General features: G+C 67.7%; 16 protein-coding genes. 10 read left to right on the top strand and 6 right to left on the bottom strand.

Annotated features, from left to right (window positions below):
• The first annotated feature begins 30 nt into the window (after positions 1-30).
• The 6 genes from ACSSV4_RS09860 (at position 31) to ACSSV4_RS09835 (ending at position 4936) form a co-directional block, all read left to right on the top strand.
• Positions 31-426 carry a 6-pyruvoyl trahydropterin synthase family protein gene (locus tag ACSSV4_RS09860; protein ID WP_454274971.1) on the top strand — a complete coding sequence of 132 codons (396 nt, stop codon included), beginning with the start codon at positions 31-33 and terminating at the stop codon, positions 424-426.
• Position 427: 1 nt separating this feature from the next.
• Entirely contained in the window at positions 428-1198 is a 771-nt protein-coding gene (locus ACSSV4_RS09855; RefSeq protein ID WP_454274970.1) for a methyltransferase domain-containing protein, read from the top strand.
• A gap of 91 nt (positions 1199-1289) precedes the next feature.
• Entirely contained in the window at positions 1290-2111 is an 822-nt protein-coding gene (locus ACSSV4_RS09850; protein WP_454274969.1) for a RibD family protein, read from the top strand.
• Positions 2111-3082: a zinc-dependent alcohol dehydrogenase gene (locus ACSSV4_RS09845; protein WP_454274968.1), complete on the top strand. Its 972-nt coding sequence runs from the start codon at positions 2111-2113 to the stop codon at positions 3080-3082. Before ACSSV4_RS09850 ends, ACSSV4_RS09845 begins: the two co-directional genes overlap by 1 nt.
• A complete protein-coding gene (locus ACSSV4_RS09840) occupies positions 3072-3881 on the top strand; it encodes an inositol monophosphatase family protein (protein ID WP_454274967.1) in 810 nt (269 codons plus the stop codon). The genes ACSSV4_RS09845 and ACSSV4_RS09840 overlap by 11 nt, the downstream gene beginning before the upstream one ends.
• Positions 3878-4936: a glycosyltransferase family 4 protein gene (locus ACSSV4_RS09835; protein WP_454274966.1), complete on the top strand. Its 1059-nt coding sequence runs from the start codon at positions 3878-3880 to the stop codon at positions 4934-4936. Before ACSSV4_RS09840 ends, ACSSV4_RS09835 begins: the two co-directional genes overlap by 4 nt.
• An 11-nt stretch (positions 4937-4947) precedes the next feature.
• Here ACSSV4_RS09835 and ACSSV4_RS09830 read toward each other — a convergent pair whose 3' ends face one another.
• From ACSSV4_RS09830 to ACSSV4_RS09820, 3 genes are all read right to left on the bottom strand, one after another.
• Positions 4948-6150: a UbiH/UbiF family hydroxylase gene (locus tag ACSSV4_RS09830; protein ID WP_454274965.1), complete on the bottom strand. Its 1203-nt coding sequence runs from the start codon at positions 6148-6150 to the stop codon at positions 4948-4950.
• A 28-nt stretch (positions 6151-6178) separates the two neighbouring features.
• Positions 6179-6394 carry a hypothetical protein gene (locus tag ACSSV4_RS09825; RefSeq protein WP_454274964.1) on the bottom strand — a complete coding sequence of 72 codons (216 nt, stop codon included), beginning with the start codon at positions 6392-6394 and terminating at the stop codon, positions 6179-6181.
• Positions 6395-6488: 94 nt separating this feature from the next.
• Positions 6489-7133 (bottom strand): pyrimidine 5'-nucleotidase, encoded by a 645-nt coding sequence (locus tag ACSSV4_RS09820; RefSeq protein WP_454274963.1) that lies wholly within the window; start codon positions 7131-7133, stop codon positions 6489-6491.
• A gap of 109 nt (positions 7134-7242) precedes the next feature.
• Between ACSSV4_RS09820 and ACSSV4_RS09815 the strand changes: the two genes are divergently transcribed.
• Positions 7243-7887, top strand: a complete 645-nt coding sequence (locus ACSSV4_RS09815; RefSeq protein WP_454274962.1) for a GntR family transcriptional regulator — start codon at positions 7243-7245, stop codon at positions 7885-7887.
• On the opposite strand, the gene ACSSV4_RS09810 is transcribed toward ACSSV4_RS09815, so the two are convergent.
• Positions 7828-9759, bottom strand: coding sequence for a glycosyltransferase family 2 protein (locus ACSSV4_RS09810; RefSeq protein ID WP_454274961.1), 1932 nt, complete (start codon positions 9757-9759; stop codon positions 7828-7830). The two genes, ACSSV4_RS09815 and ACSSV4_RS09810, sit on opposite strands and share 60 nt — an antisense overlap.
• A 95-nt stretch (positions 9760-9854) precedes the next feature.
• Positions 9855-11003, bottom strand: coding sequence for a glutamine-hydrolyzing carbamoyl-phosphate synthase small subunit (gene carA / locus ACSSV4_RS09805; protein WP_454274960.1), 1149 nt, complete (start codon positions 11001-11003; stop codon positions 9855-9857).
• Positions 11004-11165: 162 nt separating this feature from the next.
• Here carA and ACSSV4_RS09800 point away from each other — a divergent pair, with 162 nt between their 5' ends.
• Complete coding sequence (locus ACSSV4_RS09800; protein ID WP_454275114.1) at positions 11166-11624, top strand: GatB/YqeY domain-containing protein; 459 nt, start codon at positions 11166-11168, stop codon at positions 11622-11624.
• A gap of 25 nt (positions 11625-11649) precedes the next feature.
• Here ACSSV4_RS09800 and ACSSV4_RS09795 read toward each other — a convergent pair whose 3' ends face one another.
• The gene (locus ACSSV4_RS09795) at positions 11650-12237 is read right to left on the bottom strand and encodes a riboflavin synthase (protein WP_454274959.1); all 588 of its coding nucleotides are present in this window, start codon (positions 12235-12237) and stop codon (positions 11650-11652) included.
• A gap of 136 nt (positions 12238-12373) precedes the next feature.
• On the opposite strand from ACSSV4_RS09795, the gene ACSSV4_RS09790 reads away from it, so the two are divergent.
• Entirely contained in the window at positions 12374-13666 is a 1293-nt protein-coding gene (locus ACSSV4_RS09790; protein ID WP_454274958.1) for a capsule biosynthesis protein, read from the top strand.
• A gap of 98 nt (positions 13667-13764) precedes the next feature.
• Positions 13765-14913 (top strand): polysaccharide biosynthesis/export family protein, encoded by a 1149-nt coding sequence (locus ACSSV4_RS09785; protein WP_454274957.1) that lies wholly within the window; start codon positions 13765-13767, stop codon positions 14911-14913.

The raw sequence follows: 14913 nt of genomic DNA, 5'->3' as shown, positions 1-14913 counted from the left end.
ATCTTGCGACACTCATTGAAGGAAACGCCCATGTTCGCCGTCGAAGTCCGCGATCACATCATGATCGCACATTCCCTGCCCTCCCCGGTCTTTGGCCCGGCTCAGGGCGTCCACGGGGCCACGTTCGTCGTGGATGCCGCGTTTTTCACCGAAGATCTGGATGATCACGGGCTTGTCGTCGATATCGGGCTGGCGACCGAGGCGCTGGCGGCGGCGCTGGCCCCGCTGCGCTACGGCAATCTCGACGACAAGCCGGAATTCGCGGGCAAGTTCACCACCACCGAATTTCTTTGTCACCATATCTGGAGCGCGCTGCGCGACGGCGCCAAATCCGAGGGTCTGGGCGATCGCGGGCGGCTGCGCAAGATCCGCGTGATGCTGCACGAAAGCCATGTTGCGCGCGGCTGGTACGAGGCCGATCTCTGAGATGGGGTTCGAGGCCGATTGGCTGGATTTGCGCGAACCGGCGGATCTGCGGGCGCGCGATGCGACCCTCCTGACCCGCGCGGCCCAGGTCGCCGGGCGCGGAGCCGTGCTCGATCTGGGATGCGGTACCGGGGCGACCGCGCGCGCCTTTGCGGCGGCAGGGGCGGCGAGTTGCGACTGGCGGTTTCTCGACAATGACCCGGCGCTGTTGGCCCATGCCGGGGCGCGCCACCCGGAGGCGGTGCTGTTGCGCGGCGATCTGGCCGAGGTGGACGCGCTGCCGCTGGAGGGCGTGCGCATGGTCACCGCCTCGGCGCTGCTCGATCTGGTCTCGGAGGCGTGGCTGGCGCGTCTGTCTGAGCGATTGGCCCAGCATGGCATCGGTTTTTATGCGGCGCTGAGCTATGACGGGGTAATGCGCTGGCAGCCCGAAGATCCGCGCGATGCCACGATCCGCGCACGGTTCAACGCGCATCAGCGCGGCGACAAGGGCTTTGGCCCGGCGCTCGGCCCGGAGGCCGCGACACGCGCGGCGGAGGTGTTGCGCGCGCAGGGCTTCGAGGTCGGGCTCGCGCCGAGTCCCTGGCTCCTCGGGCCGCAGGAGACCCAACTTCAGACGGCGCTTCTGGACGGCATCGCCGGGGCGGCGCAGGAGACCGGGTGTGCCGATGCCGCAGGCTGGCGCTTGGCGCGGCACGACATGCTGGCGGAGGGACAGGCGGAAATCGGCCATCTCGACCTGCTGGCCCTGCCACAGACCGCAAAGGGATGACATTTTCACATTGCCCTCTATCTCGGGTAGAGTTGGCAGGCCCGAACCGGGCCACGCACAGGGCGCAGGGCGTCATCGAACGGAGTACGGAATGCATATTGCCGATGTTACCCCCGAAGTCTGGACGCGGATTCTCGCAACCCGTGCGGGCCGCGCCTGTCTGTGCTGCGGCGAGTGGAGCGCGGGCGAGCGTGCGGCGATCGAGCTTTACGGGGCGATGATCGCGGCCCCCGGCAGCGGCCATGTCGCGGCGCAGATCGGCCAGTCGCTCGACGGGCGGGTGGCCACCGTCTCGGGCGATGCGGCGGATGTCTCGGGGCCCGACGGGCTGGCGCATCTGCACCGGATGCGCGCACTGGTCGATGCGGTGATCGTCGGCGTCAAGACCGCACTGCATGACAATCCGCGCCTGACCGTGCGGCTGGTGCCGGGCGACAACCCGGCGCGCGTTGTGATCGACCCGTCGGGCCGCCTGCCCAACGATGCGCGGCTTTTCGCCGAGGATGGCGCGCGCCGGATCGTGATCCAGACGGTCGATGTGCCGCGCCCCGAGGGGGTCGAGGTGATCCGTCTGCCGCGCGACACCTGGATCGCGCCGGGGCAGATCATCGCGGCGCTGCGCGACAAGGGCCTTACCCATCTGCTGGTCGAGGGCGGAGCCATCACCATCGCCCGCTTTCTCGAGGCCGACCTGCTGACCCGGCTGCATGTCGCCGTGGCGCCGCTGCTGATCGGGGCCGGTCCGCAAGGGCTGACGACCAGCCCGGTGGCACGGCTGGCGCAGGCGCGCCGCCCCGAAACACAGGTCTACGGGCTGGGCTCGGATGTCGTGTTCGACTGTCTCGTCGGCGCGCGTGGGCTGGCCTGCGCCTGGCCGCATGCCGCACCGCAACCCGCAGCGCTGCACGGCTGATGCGCGCCGGAGAAGACAGCCCCGCGCTATGGATCACCGCGCAGCGCAGCGCCGAGATCCGGCCATCACAGGTCAGCCCGCAACCGGGCGATTGCGTGATCGACACGCTCTATACCGGTATCAGCCGGGGCACAGAGCGGCTGGTCTATGAGGGGCGGATCCCCGAAAGCGAATACCAGACCATGCGCGCGCCCCTGCAAGAGGGCGATTTCCCCTTTCCGGTCAAATATGGCTACAGCGCCGTCGGCCGCATCGCCCAAGGCCCGCAGGCGGGACAGGTGGTCTTTGCGCTGCATCCGCATCAGGCGCGGTTCGCCTGCCCCGCCGCGATGGCCGTGCCGGTGCCCGACACCGTGCCGCCCGCGCGCGCGGTTCTGGCCGCCAACATGGAAACCGCGCTCAACATCCTGTGGGATGCGCAGGTTCAGCCCGGCGACCGGGTGGCGGTGGTGGGCGCGGGCACGGTAGGGGCGCTCGCGGGCTATCTGGCGGCGCGCATCCCGGGCACCGAGACCTGCCTGATCGACCTGGCCCCCGAGCGCGCCGCGCTGGCGCGCAAACTGCGTTGCGGCTTTGCCCTGCCCGGGGACGCCCCCGGCGAGGCGGATGTGGTGATCCATGCCTCGGCGAGCGATGCGGGGCTTGAGACAGCCCTCGCCCTGGCGGGGACGGAGGCCACGGTGATCGAGGCAAGTTGGTATGGCGCGCGCGCCACCACGGTCAACCTGGGCGGGGCGTTCCATCAAAGGCGCCTGCGCCTGATCGCGTCGCAGGTCGGGCGCATCCCGGCGCATCGCGCCGCCCGCTGGAGCCATCGCAGACGGCTCGAGATGGCGCTGCGCCTGCTCGACGATCCGGCGCTCGATGCGCTCATTTCGGGGGAAAGCGCGTTCGCCGATCTGCCGCGCGACTATGGCACGATCCTCGATGCCCCGGGCACGCTCTGCCACCGGGTGCGCCATGACGGTTGATCCGGGCGGCGACGACCTGCGCCTGATGATCCGCGTGGCGCAAGAGGCGGGCGCGCTCCTGCGCGACCATTTTGCGACGGTCGCATCGCTGTCGCGCCGGGAAAAGACCGCGGGCGATTTCGTGTCCGAAGCGGATTTGACGGCGGAAAACCTGATCCGCGCGCGGTTGCAGAGCGCTCATCCCGGGATCGGCTGGCTCGGTGAGGAAACCGGCGCATCGGGGGATCTGGACGGTCTGCACTGGATCGTCGATCCGTTCGACGGCACTACAAACTTCCTGCACGGGTTGCCGCATTGGGCGGTGTCCATTGCCCTGGCACAGGGCGACCGGGTGATCGCGGGGGTGATCCACGACCCCGTCAAACACGAGGCCTTCAGCGCCGAGGCGGGTCGGGGGGCCTGGCTGAACGGCACCGCGATTCGCGTCTCCGAGGGGATAGCACTGCGACATGCCTTGCTGGCCACCGGCGTTCCTGCGGGCGGGCGCGTGGCCGCCCTGCCCGACTGCATGCGCGACATCGAGGCGCTGATGCCCGACTGCGCCGGGATCCGACGCTGGGGGGCGGCGGCGCTCGATCTGGCCTATGTCGCCGCCGGACGGCTCGACGCCTATTGGGAGCGCAATCTCGGGCCCTGGGACGTGGCGGCGGGGATGCTGCTGGTCACCGAGGCGGGCGGGCAGGTCCTGCCGCTCAGGCCCAGCGAGAGCGTGCTCGGCTCGGGCTCTTTCCTTGCGGTGAATGCCGATCTGGGGCCGGTTCTGGCGCCGCGCCTCTGCGACGCGCAAGATACCGCATGAGCGCGCCGCGTGCCACGGCCTTCGCGGTGCCCGGCGATATCACGACGGTGACGGGCGGCTATCTCTATGACCGGCGGCTGGCCGAGGCGCTGCGCGCGCGCGGGCTCGACGTGCAGCACATGCCGCTTGGCGCGAGCTTTCCCCATCCCACCGATGCCGACATGGCCGATGCGCTGGACCGCCTCGCAGCGCTGCCTGCGGATTGCCCCGCGCTGATCGACGGGCTGGCCTATGGCGCGCTCGACAGCGCGCGGCTCGCGAATGTCGGCGCCCCGCTGGTGGCGCTGGTGCATCATCCGCTGGCGCTGGAGTCGGGGCTAAGCGCGGTGCAGGCGCGCGCGATGGCCGCGCGCGAGACCGCCAATCTGGCGCTCGCCCGTCATATCGTGGTCCCCAGCCCGCATATCGCGCGGCTGCTCGGCTCGGATTACGGCGTGGCGTCGGAGCGGATCAGCGTGGCGCGACCGGGGACCGCGCCCTCCGGCCACGCGGAGCCAAAGCCCGAGACCCCGCCGCTCATCCTCTCGGTCGGGATCCTCGCGCGGCGCAAGGGGCATGACGTACTGTTACAAGCGCTCGCGCAAATTGCCGATCTCGACTGGCGGGCCGAGATCGTGGGCCGCGCGCATGAGCCCGACACGGCGCGCGCACTGACCGATCTGCGGGCAAATCTGGGTCTGGTGGACCGCATCCATATCGCGGGCGAGGTGCCGCAGGACAGGCTCGACGCGCTCTATGCGGCCGCAAGTATTTTCGCCCTAGCCACTCGCTACGAGGGCTACGGCATTGTCTTTGCCGAGGCGATGGGGCACGGCCTGCCGATCGTCAGCACGCGCGCCGGTGCCGTGCCCGACACAGTACCGCCAGAGGCCGGATTGCTGGTGCCGCCCGAGGATGCCACGGCGTTTGCCGGGGCGCTGCGGCAGATGCTGGGCAATGCGGCGCTGCGTGACAGCCATGCCGCCGGGGCACGTCGGGCCGCCGCCGCCCTGCCCGACTGGGACGCGGCGGCGGCGGTGGTTGCCGAGGCGCTTTTCAGCCCCGCGTCGCGCTGAAGCGCGTCACGTCACCCGCGCGCGCCGAGGCCCATCTGCATCAGCGTCTTGCGCACCGGGGCCAATGAGTAGATCGCATCGAGCCCCTGTGCCCGCGCATCGCGCAGGGGTTGCGCGCGCATCATCGAGGCGCGGTTGAGCAGGTCGATGCCCGTGACCCGCGCGCGCACCTCGAGGTGCCGACGGCGATGATAGGTATCGAGCATCGCATGGTCGCCCAGCCGCTCCGGTGCCGCCTGTGCCAGTTCAAGCAGTACCCGCATATCGCCAAGCGACATGTTGAGCCCCTGCGCCCCGATGGGCGGCACCACATGCGCGGCCTCAGCCACCAGCGCCACGCGCTCGGCAGACATGCGCTCCGCCACCTGGCTGATGATCGGCCAGACCGTACGGCGCGAGGCCAGCGTCAGCGGCCCGAAGAGGTGACAGGAGCGAATGTTCATCTCCGCCTCGAATTCCTCCACCGGCAGGGCGGCAAGCCGCGCCACCTCCGGCCCTTCCTCCATCCAGACGATGGCCGAGGACGGCACGCCCCCGTAATCGGGCAACGGGATGAGCGTGAACGGCCCGCCAGAGCGGTGGATTTCGGTCGAGACATTCTCATGCGGAATGGGATGGGACACCGCGAAGGCCAGCGCCTTCTGCCCGTAGCGCGTGGTCTTGACCTCGACCCCCGCCGCCTCGCGGATGGGCGAATTGCGCCCGTCGGCGGCGATCACCAGACGACAGCGCACCCGGGTGCCATCGCTCAGGCCGACGCGCGCCTCGCTTTCCCGCGTGAAGAGCGTGGTCGTGCCGGTGCCCGGACGGAAAGTGACCGAGGGCAGGCTTTCCAGATGCGCCACCATCTCGCGCCGCAACAGCCAGTTGGGCAGGTTCCAGCCGAACGGCCTGTCGGAAATGTCCGAGGCGTCGAACTCGCGCGTGACGCGCGGTTCCGGCACCTCGCCGCCCGCATCGACGATCCGCATCACCTGCAGATCGGCGGCATGCGGCCCGAGCCGCGCCCAGAGCCCGGCCCGGTCCAGAAGTGCCTGTGCCGGCTGCAGAAACGCAGTGGTGCGTAGGTCCGACCCTTCGGCGTCGCGCGCGGTGATCGGCGGGGCAGGATCGACGCAGACCACGGAAAACCCCGCGCTGCCAAAGACGCAAGCCGCAGCAAGTCCCGCGACGCCCCCGCCCGACACCAAGATGTCATACTCCGCCTGCGGCATGTCGGCCTCCTTCGGCGCGCGCCCGGCCTCAGCCGCGCGAAATGATCAGCAGCACCACCCACATCACCGGGACCAGCGCCAGCGCGGGGATATAAAGCCCGGGAATGCCCCAGAGCGCAATGCTTGTGGCCCAGCCGACGATGAAAACCGCGAGGCTCAGCAGGATCGGGCCGACGGCGGCAGCGTCCGCGTCGGGATGGGTGTCGGCCATGTCGCGCGCGGTGGTGGTGTCGGTCAGGGTCATGAGCAGCCTCGTCTGAGAAAGTGGGTGTTACAACGGGTAACTATGGCCGGGGCCCCGCGCCGCAAAGGGGCGTTTCGCCGCAGCGCCGCAGCGCTCAGACCAGTCGTGTCAGAAAGCAGCCCAGATCATCGGTGTGGTGATGGATATGCGCGGCCTCGATGCGCGCAGGCGCAACATGCACCGTGCGCATCCCCATGGCATGCGGGGCCGAGAGGTTGCGCGGATCATCCTCGAACATCGCCGCCCGTGCCGCCGCACTACCGTCGCGCCGCAGCACTGTCTCAAATGCCTGCGCCTCGGGCTTGGGGCGATATTCCGCATGTTCGACGCCGTAGACCGCGTCGAATGCGCCCGACAGCCCGCGCCGCGCGATCACCCGCTCGGCATAGGGGGCGGAGCCGTTGGTATAGACAATCCTGCGCCCCGGCAGCGCGCGAATGGCCGCGCCCAGATCGGCATCCGGTTCCAGATGGTCGAGCGAGATGTCGTGCACCGCGTGCAGATAGGGGTCGGGATCGAGATCATGCAGCCGCATCAACCCGGCCAGCGTGGTGCCGTGATCGCGCCAATAGGCATGGCGCAGCCGGTCGGCCTCGGCGTGGCTCACGCGCAGCGTTTCCATCACAAACTGGGTCATCCGCGCCTCGATCTGGTCAAACAGCCGGGCGGAGGGCGGGTAGAGCGTGTTGTCGAGGTCGAAAACCCATGTCTCGACATGGGCAAAATCCTGTTTTGGCATGGCGCGATCATAGGCGGGCGCGACACCACGCGCAATCGCCAAAGGCTTGATCCCGCGCGCAATCCGCGTAAGGTCTTGCCTCAACGCAGGAAACGAAACGGAACCGCCCATGAAACCGCCCTCCACCGATGCCTATGCCCTGATCCTCGAGGCGATCGACATCGGCGTGTTCAAACCCGGCGACCGGCTGGTCGAAAGCGATCTGGCCGAGCGGTTCGGCGTGTCACGCACCCCGATCCGCGAGGCGCTGCAACGGCTGGAGACGCAATCCATGCTGTCGCGCGACGGGCGCAGCCTGATCGTGGCCTCGCTCGATTACAATCAGCTGGCAGAGCTTTACGTGGTGCGCGCCGAGCTTGAGGGGCTGGCCGCCGCGCTCGCCGCGCGCCACGCCACGCCCGAGGAGGTGCGCGTGCTGCGCGACATGGTCGAGGACGATCGCGCACTTCTGGGCAAACCCTCTGATATGGCGCGCGCCAACCGGCGCTTTCACAAGCAGATACATCTGTCATCGCATAACCGTTTTCTGGTACAGCAGCTCGATCTTGTGCATCGCTCCATGGCGCTTCTGGCGACCACGTCGCTTGCCGCCGTGGGCCGCGACGAGGATGCGCTTCGGGAACATGACGCCATCGTCACCGCCATCGAGGCGCATGACAGCGAGGCGGCGGCACAGGCCCTGCGCGATCACATCTCAAAGGCCTTCGTGACCCGGCTCAAGCTTGATTCCGGCGAGGTCCAGTCGTCCGTCTGATAGCCGCCGCCCCCGCGCCGTGACCGACAGGCCATGTGCCGTCTTGTCCCAGAAGAATGGTTTCAGAACGAGCTCATAGAGCGCCTTGTAGGCGGCCAGCGCGCCGAGCGGGCCGTAGAAATGCATGGTCGGCACCCAGGCGATCAGGTGGCGGTGCTTGCGGCCTGCGACAGATGTCGCGTGAATGCAGATATTGAGCACCTCGACCGCGAGAAACAGACTTCCGATCAGGGTCAAAAGCGGGCGCGGCAGCACCGGGTCGAGCGGATGCGGCAGACCGAAGAGCACCAACCAGAACGTCCACAGAACCGGCGCCAGCAGCACCTGTGACACCGCGCAGACGAAATGCGCCTGGAACCCCCAAAATTTCCACGCCCCAAGCTGCACATACAGCTGCCGCGGCGCGCGCATATGCACCAGATAGGTGGTCATGTAGCCCTTGAGCCAGCGCGAGCGCTGCTTGATCCAGGGCCAGGGGCGGCAATTGGCCTCTTCCTCGGTCACCGTCTCGATCATCTCGGTGCGGTAGCCATACCGCGCCAGACGAAACCCCAGATCGGCATCCTCGGTCACGTTATGCGCGTCCCAGCCGCCCAGTTCCTCCAGCACCTCGCGCCGGAAGTAGAGCGAGGTGCCGCCGAGCGGAATCGCGAATCCGAGCCGCGCCATGCCCGGCAGGATGGTGCGGAACCAGGTGGCGTATTCGATGGTGAAACAGCGCGCGAGCCAGTTCTGCGCCGGGTTGTAATAGTCGAGAATTCCCTGAAGACAGGCGACGTCGCGCGGGACCTGCTGAAAGCGGCGGGCGACCTTGGTGATCTGATCGGGGTCAGGCGCGTCCTCGGCGTCGAAAATGCCGATGATCTCGCCCTGGCAGAAATCGAGCGCGTAGTTCATCGCGCGCGGCTTGGTGCGCGGCTGCCCGTCGGGCACCACCACGGGGCGCACCCAGGGCGGCAGGTCGATGCCCGCCAGCGTTTCTTGCGTCAGGTGGTCTTCTTCCTCCAGCACCAGGATCACGTCGAGCAGGCATTTGGGATAGGTCAGTCGGCTGAGGCGTGCAATGAGCGCATGCGCGATCTCGGTCTCACGAAAGAGCGGCACCAGGATCGACACGCGTGGCAAGGGCGGGGCCGCGCCTGCGCGCTTTGGCAGGTCGTGCCGCACGCCCGTCAGATGCGCCACGAAGGCGGCGGTCTTGAACCCCACCGCCACCAGCAGGGTCAGAATGGCCCAGGTCGCGACCAACCCGAAGATAAATACCGGAAAGGCAAGGCAAAGCACCACGACGAGCGTCACGGTCGCAACGCTCAGTAGCAGGCGCTGCCCGGCCTGCCCACCCCATGTGCGGCAGCTTTCGCTCTCCGCCACCCGCGCGGTTGCCAGATCGCGCAGCACCGCGCGATGATCCTCGGCCACGCGCGCCTGTATAGCGGCGCGCGGCGCAATCAGCGCGCGCGCCTGCGCCAGGGGTTTGGGGAGAAGCCCGCGAACCTTCGCAAGGCTGCCCGCGCCGTCGGCGACGATCCGCGCCGTGCCCTTCTCGTCGCGCAGCGCCATCACCCCGTGTGTCAACAAGTTGCGCGGATCCAGCCCGGTCCCGATGGCAGGGGCCGTGGCCAGCGCCTCAAGGCTGATGCGCCTTGTCGCCAGCGCCCGGGCGTGGGCGGCCAGCAGATCGTCATCGCTGGCCAGCCCCTCGGCGCGCAGAATGCTGTCAAGCGACGTGTTGCAATGCCGCCGCATCAGTTCGGCCAGCGCCAGATCCGACCGGCTGACCCGTCCGGCGCGCAGCAATTCGCGCCCCAGCGCCCCGGTCTTGGCCCGCATGCCCGCGCCCGCGCCCAGTTGGCGCAATTCCGAAATCCCCATGCGGCACCCTTCCTTTCAAACCTGAGAGGAGGCTAGCGCACGGAAGGTTAACGATCTTTTAACGAGTAGTTAACGCGAGCCGAAATACCCAAAGGCTATCGCGCCATCGAGGCCGCGAACCGCTCGAACAGATAAAAGCTGTCCTGAGGCCCGGGGCTCGCCTCGGGGTGATGCTGAACCGAAAAGACCGGACGATCCTTGATCCGGATGCCACAATTGGAGCCGTCAAATAGCGAGACATGGGTCTCGAGCACACCGTCGGGCAGGCTCTGGCCATCGACCGCAAAGCCGTGGTTCATCGAGGTGATCTCGACCTTGCCGGTCTCCAGATCCTTGACCGGATGGTTCGCACCATGATGGCCGTGGTTCATTTTCACGGTCTTTCCGCCAAGCGCCAGCGCCAGCATCTGATGCCCGAGACAGATGCCGAAAAGCGGCAGACCCTTGTCGAGCACGCCCCGGATCATCGGCACCGCATATTCCCCGGTCGCCGCCGGATCTCCCGGCCCGTTCGACAGGAACACACCGTCGGGCGAATGCGCCAGCACGTCCTCGGCGGTGGCCGTCGCGGGCAGCACCGTCACCTCGCAGCCCGCACTCGCCAGACAGCGCAGGATATTGCGCTTGGCCCCGTAATCGACCGCCACGACCTTGTGACGCGCGTCAGTCTGACGGGTGTACCCCTCGGGCCAGGCCCACCGCATCTCGTCCCAGCGATAAGACTGCGCGCAGGTCACGTCACGCGCCAGGTCCATGCCTTCCAGCCCGGCAAAACCGCGCGCCTTGGCGACCAGTGCCTCGGCGTTGAAATTCCCCTCCGGATCATGCGCCAGTGCCACATGCGGCGCGCCCTGCTGCCGGATCGCACGGGTCAGGCGGCGGGTATCGACCCCGCCGATGGCGATCCGCCCGCGCCGCGCGAGCCAAACAGCCAGATGCTCCTGCGCGCGCCAGTTCGACGGATCGGTCGGGTCCCATTTGACGACCATGCCGGCGGCCACCGGATCGACGGTCTCGTCATCCTCCGGGGTCACGCCGGTATTGCCGATATGCGGAAAGGTGAAGGTCACGATCTGCCCGGCATAGCTCGGGTCCGTCATGATCTCCTGATAGCCGGTCATCGCGGTGTTGAAGCACAGTTCCGCCACCGTCTCGCCCGCCGCGCCAAAGCCCTGTCCGTAAAACAGCGAGCCATCTGCAAGCGCCAGGCAGGCGGTCGGGCGGGGGCGTGTCGCTTGGGCCATGTGGGCAGATCTCCGGTCTGAGCAAATTGGCGCATAACTAAGGCTGCGCCCGGGTCGGGTCAAGGGCCGGATCAGCCGACCGCATGATCGTCTGACGGTTGCCATGGCCGTGGCTTTTCAGTAGCCTTGGCGTCTTGTGGAGAGACCATGGGGATGGAACGAATGGAATTGCGCGACCGGGTCAATCAGGCCCTCAAGCAAGCGATGCGGGACAAGGATGCCAGCCGGCTGGCCACCCTGCGCCTGATCAACGCCGCGATCAAGGACCAGGAAATCGCCGGGCGCAGCGCCGATGGCGCGACCACCGTGGGCGATGCCGAGATCATGGCGATCCTCGCCAAGATGACCAAGCAGCGCAACGAAAGCGTGCGCGCCTATGAAGAGGGCGGGCGCCTCGACCTGGCCGAGCGGGAACGCGCGGAAATCGAGGTGATCGAGGAATTCCTGCCGCGCCAGCTGGACGACGGGGAAGTCGCCGCCGCCATCGACAAGGCGATCGCCGATGTCGGCGCCAGCTCGATCCGCGACATGGGCAAGATCATGGGCAAGCTGAAAGAGCGCCATGCCGGGCAGATGGACTTCGGCGCGGTCGGCCCGCAGGTCAAGGCTCGGCTGGGCTGAGCCCGCGCCCCGGCCCGGGGCCGGGTCAGCCCGCCTCGGCCAGCCGCGCCACGTAGCGCGCCAGCGTGTCGATCTCGAGATTGACCATGTCGCCCATGGCCACGTCGCCCCATGTCGTCACCTGCTTGGTGTGGGGGATGAAGTTGATGCCGAACTCGCGCCCGGTCACCTCGTTGACGGTGAGCGATGTGCCGTTGAGCGCGACCGAACCCTTGGGCGCGATGAACCGCGCCAGATCGCCGGGCGCGCGCAGGGTGACACGGGTGCTGTCGCCCTCGTCGCGCAGGCCCACCACCTCGGCCAGACCGTCGACATGGCCCGACACGATATGGCCGCCCAACTCGTCGCCGACCTTGAGCGCACGTTCGAGATTGACGCGCTTGCCCTCGGCCCAGGTCGACAGGTTGGTCTTGGAGACCGTCTCGGCAGAGATATCCACGTCGAACCAGTCCGGCCCCAGCCCGACCACCGTCAGGCACACCCCGTCGCAGGCGATCGAGGCCCCGATCTCGATCCTCGCGGTGTCATAGGCGGTGGCGATGCGCGCGCGCATGTCGCCGCGTTGCTCGACGGCCCGAATACGGCCGGTATCGGTGATGATCCCTGTGAACATGCGCGGCACTCCCTTGATCTGCCCCGGACGTAGACCCGCGCGGCGGCCAAGACAAGCCGCGCCGTCACGCGGGGCTTATTTTCGCCAGAATTTCGAGCTATCAGGATGCAAAAGCGATGTGAGGGAAGAGTAGACCATGTCAGGGCTGACCGGCGAAGGCCGCGCCTTCCTGTTCCTGCAAGGGCCGCACGGGCCGTTCTTTTCCCGGCTCGGAGACATGCTGCGCCGGGCCGGGGCGCAGGTCTGGCGGGTGGGCTTCAACGCGGGCGACAGCACGTTCTGGCGCGACAGGGCGCATTACATCCCCTATCGCGACCCGGCAGAAGACTGGCCCGAGCGGTTTCGCGCGCTGCTCAGCGACAAGGCGATCACCGACATCGTGCTCTATGGCGATACCCGTCCGGTCCATGCCCAGGCGGTCGAGATTGCGCGTGCGGCGGGGCTGACCGTGCATGTGTTCGAAGAGGGTTACATGCGGCCCTACTGGGTGACCTATGAGCGCGGCGGCACCAATGGCCATTCGCGCCTGATGGAGATGAGCGTACCCGAGATGCGCGCGGCGCTGGCGCAATCCGACATGGATACCGCCATGCCCCCGGCAAGCTGGGGCGACATGCGCCAGCACATCTTTTACGGCGCGCTCTATCACGGCTTCGTCCTGTTCCTGAACCGGGGCTATCGCAGCTTTCGCCCGCATCGCGCGCTGAGCGTGGGGCAGGAATTTTCACTCTATCTCAAGCGGTTGCTCTTGATGCCCGCGCAGGCCATCGAGCGGGGCATCGCCACGCGGCGCATCCGCACCGGCGGGTTTCCCTATCACGTGGCGCTCTTGCAACTGGAACATGACGCCTCGTTTCAGGCGCATTCGCCGTTCTCGTCGATGACCGAGTTTCTGGAGACAGTGATCGACGGCTTTGCCAAGGGCGCGCCTCCGCATCATCACCTGGTGATCAAGGCGCATCCGCTTGAGGACGGGCGCGCGCCCATTCGCGCCACGCTGCGCCGACTGGTCGCCGCGCACCGGCTGAAGGGCCGCGTGCATTATCTGCGCGGCGGCAAGCTTGCAAGGCTGCTGGACGAGGCGCGCTCGGCGGTCACCGTCAATTCCACCGCCGCGCAACAGGTGCTGTGGCGTGGCATTCCGCTGCGCACCTTCGGGCAGGCCGTCTATGCCAAGCCTCAATTCGTCTCGACCAAGCCGTTGCGCGATTTCTTCGCCGGGGCCGAACGGCCCGACCGACGCGCCTATGCCGACTACCGCCGCTTTCTGCTGGAAACCAGCCAGGTCGCGGGCGGGTTCTATTCCGCGCGCGGGCGTCGTCAGGTGCTGCGGCAGGTGGTCGACATGATGCTGTCGCCAGATGATCCCTATGACGCGCTCAGCCGGGGCACCGCGGCCCCACGGCAACAGTTGCGCCTCGTTCCCTGACGCCAGGCTACGGAAAAGCTGGATTTTCGGATGCTACTTCGGTAACTTCACGGAAAAAGACCCGAGGCAGAACAATAACAGGTCGAGGAGACCGAGCAGTGATATCCCGACAAACCCGATGGGCGAAGCCCGTCGCGCTTCTGGCGATCGTGTCGATCCTGGCCGGATGCGCCCTGCCCCGCGTGGGGCCCACCAAGAGCGAAATCTACGCAGGTTCAGTGCAACGACAGGGCGATGCCTTTGTCGTGGCGGTCAATGACCGGGTCACGCGCGTGACCTCGGTGCAACCCGCGCTCGGCTTTACCGAGGATTTCAAGAATGCCGGGCTCCTCGGCTCCGATATGATCAGCCCCGGCGACACGCTCGGCCTGACCATCTGGGAGAACGTCGATGACGGGTTGCTGGCCGGGGAAGCCACCAACCAGACCATCCTCGAAGAGGTGCAGGTCGACGGCTCGGGCTTCATCTTCGTGCCCTATGCGGGTCGCATCAAGGCGGCGGGCAATACGCCCGAGGGCGTGCGCCGGGTGATCACCGAACGGCTCGACCAGCAGACGCCGGATCCGCAGGTCGAGGTGCGCCGCGTGGCGGGCGACGGCTCGACCGTGTCGATCAGCGGCGCGGTCACCGGTCAGGGCGTCTACCCGATCGAGGCGCCCACGCGCACACTCTCGGCGATGATCGCGGCGGCGGGCGGTATCGCGATTGAGCCGGAAGTGGCGCAGATCACCGTCATTCGCGGCGATCACCGCGCCAAGGTCTGGTTCCAGGATCTGTTCAAGAACCCGCAATTCGACATCGCGCTGCGCGGCGGCGACCGGATCCTCGTGGAATCCGACACCCGCGCCTATACCGCGCTCGGGGCCACCGGCACGCAGGCGCGCGTGACCTTCGAGACGCAGACCCTCAGCGCGCTCGAAGGGCTCGCACAGGTCGGCGGCCTGACCACCTCCGCCGCCGATCCGACCGGCGTCTTCGTATTGCGCAACGAACCCGCCGATATCGCCAATCAGGTGCTTGGCCGCGACGATCTGACGGGGGCACAGCGGCTGGTCTACGTGCTCGACCTCACGCAACCGAACGGCATGTTCCTGGCGCGCGATTTCGCGATCCGCGACGATGACACGCTCTACGTGACCGAGGCCCCCTTCACGCAATGGTCCAAGGTCATCGCGGCGCTCACCGGCACTCTGGGCGCGGTCGGCTCGATCTCCACGGCATCGAGCACGCTCTCCGGGGACTTTTGA

The sequence above is a fragment of the Roseovarius sp. MBR-154 genome (assembly GCF_053628595.1).
This window is presented reverse-complemented; position numbering and strand designations above follow the sequence as displayed.

Excerpts from the sequence above, each read along its gene's own strand:
- ACSSV4_RS09825 (WP_454274964.1), bottom strand. The coding sequence starts at position 6,394 with ATGACCCTGACCGACACCACCACCGCGCGCGACATGGCCGACACCCAT.
- ACSSV4_RS09840 (WP_454274967.1), top strand. The coding sequence starts at position 3,072 with ATGACGGTTGATCCGGGCGGCGACGACCTGCGCCTGATGATCCGCGTG.
- ACSSV4_RS09800 (WP_454275114.1), top strand. The coding sequence starts at position 11,166 with ATGGAATTGCGCGACCGGGTCAATCAGGCCCTCAAGCAAGCGATGCGG.
- ACSSV4_RS09830 (WP_454274965.1), bottom strand. The coding sequence starts at position 6,150 with ATGCCGCAGGCGGAGTATGACATCTTGGTGTCGGGCGGGGGCGTCGCG.
- ACSSV4_RS09855 (WP_454274970.1), top strand. The coding sequence starts at position 428 with ATGGGGTTCGAGGCCGATTGGCTGGATTTGCGCGAACCGGCGGATCTG.
- ACSSV4_RS09790 (WP_454274958.1), top strand. The coding sequence starts at position 12,374 with ATGTCAGGGCTGACCGGCGAAGGCCGCGCCTTCCTGTTCCTGCAAGGG.
- ACSSV4_RS09810 (WP_454274961.1), bottom strand. The coding sequence starts at position 9,759 with ATGGGGATTTCGGAATTGCGCCAACTGGGCGCGGGCGCGGGCATGCGG.
- ACSSV4_RS09835 (WP_454274966.1), top strand. The coding sequence starts at position 3,878 with ATGAGCGCGCCGCGTGCCACGGCCTTCGCGGTGCCCGGCGATATCACG.
- ACSSV4_RS09860 (WP_454274971.1), top strand. The coding sequence starts at position 31 with ATGTTCGCCGTCGAAGTCCGCGATCACATCATGATCGCACATTCCCTG.
- ACSSV4_RS09850 (WP_454274969.1), top strand. The coding sequence starts at position 1,290 with ATGCATATTGCCGATGTTACCCCCGAAGTCTGGACGCGGATTCTCGCA.
- carA (WP_454274960.1), bottom strand. The coding sequence starts at position 11,003 with ATGGCCCAAGCGACACGCCCCCGCCCGACCGCCTGCCTGGCGCTTGCA.
- ACSSV4_RS09845 (WP_454274968.1), top strand. The coding sequence starts at position 2,111 with ATGCGCGCCGGAGAAGACAGCCCCGCGCTATGGATCACCGCGCAGCGC.
- ACSSV4_RS09820 (WP_454274963.1), bottom strand. The coding sequence starts at position 7,133 with ATGCCAAAACAGGATTTTGCCCATGTCGAGACATGGGTTTTCGACCTC.
- ACSSV4_RS09795 (WP_454274959.1), bottom strand. The coding sequence starts at position 12,237 with ATGTTCACAGGGATCATCACCGATACCGGCCGTATTCGGGCCGTCGAG.
- ACSSV4_RS09815 (WP_454274962.1), top strand. The coding sequence starts at position 7,243 with ATGAAACCGCCCTCCACCGATGCCTATGCCCTGATCCTCGAGGCGATC.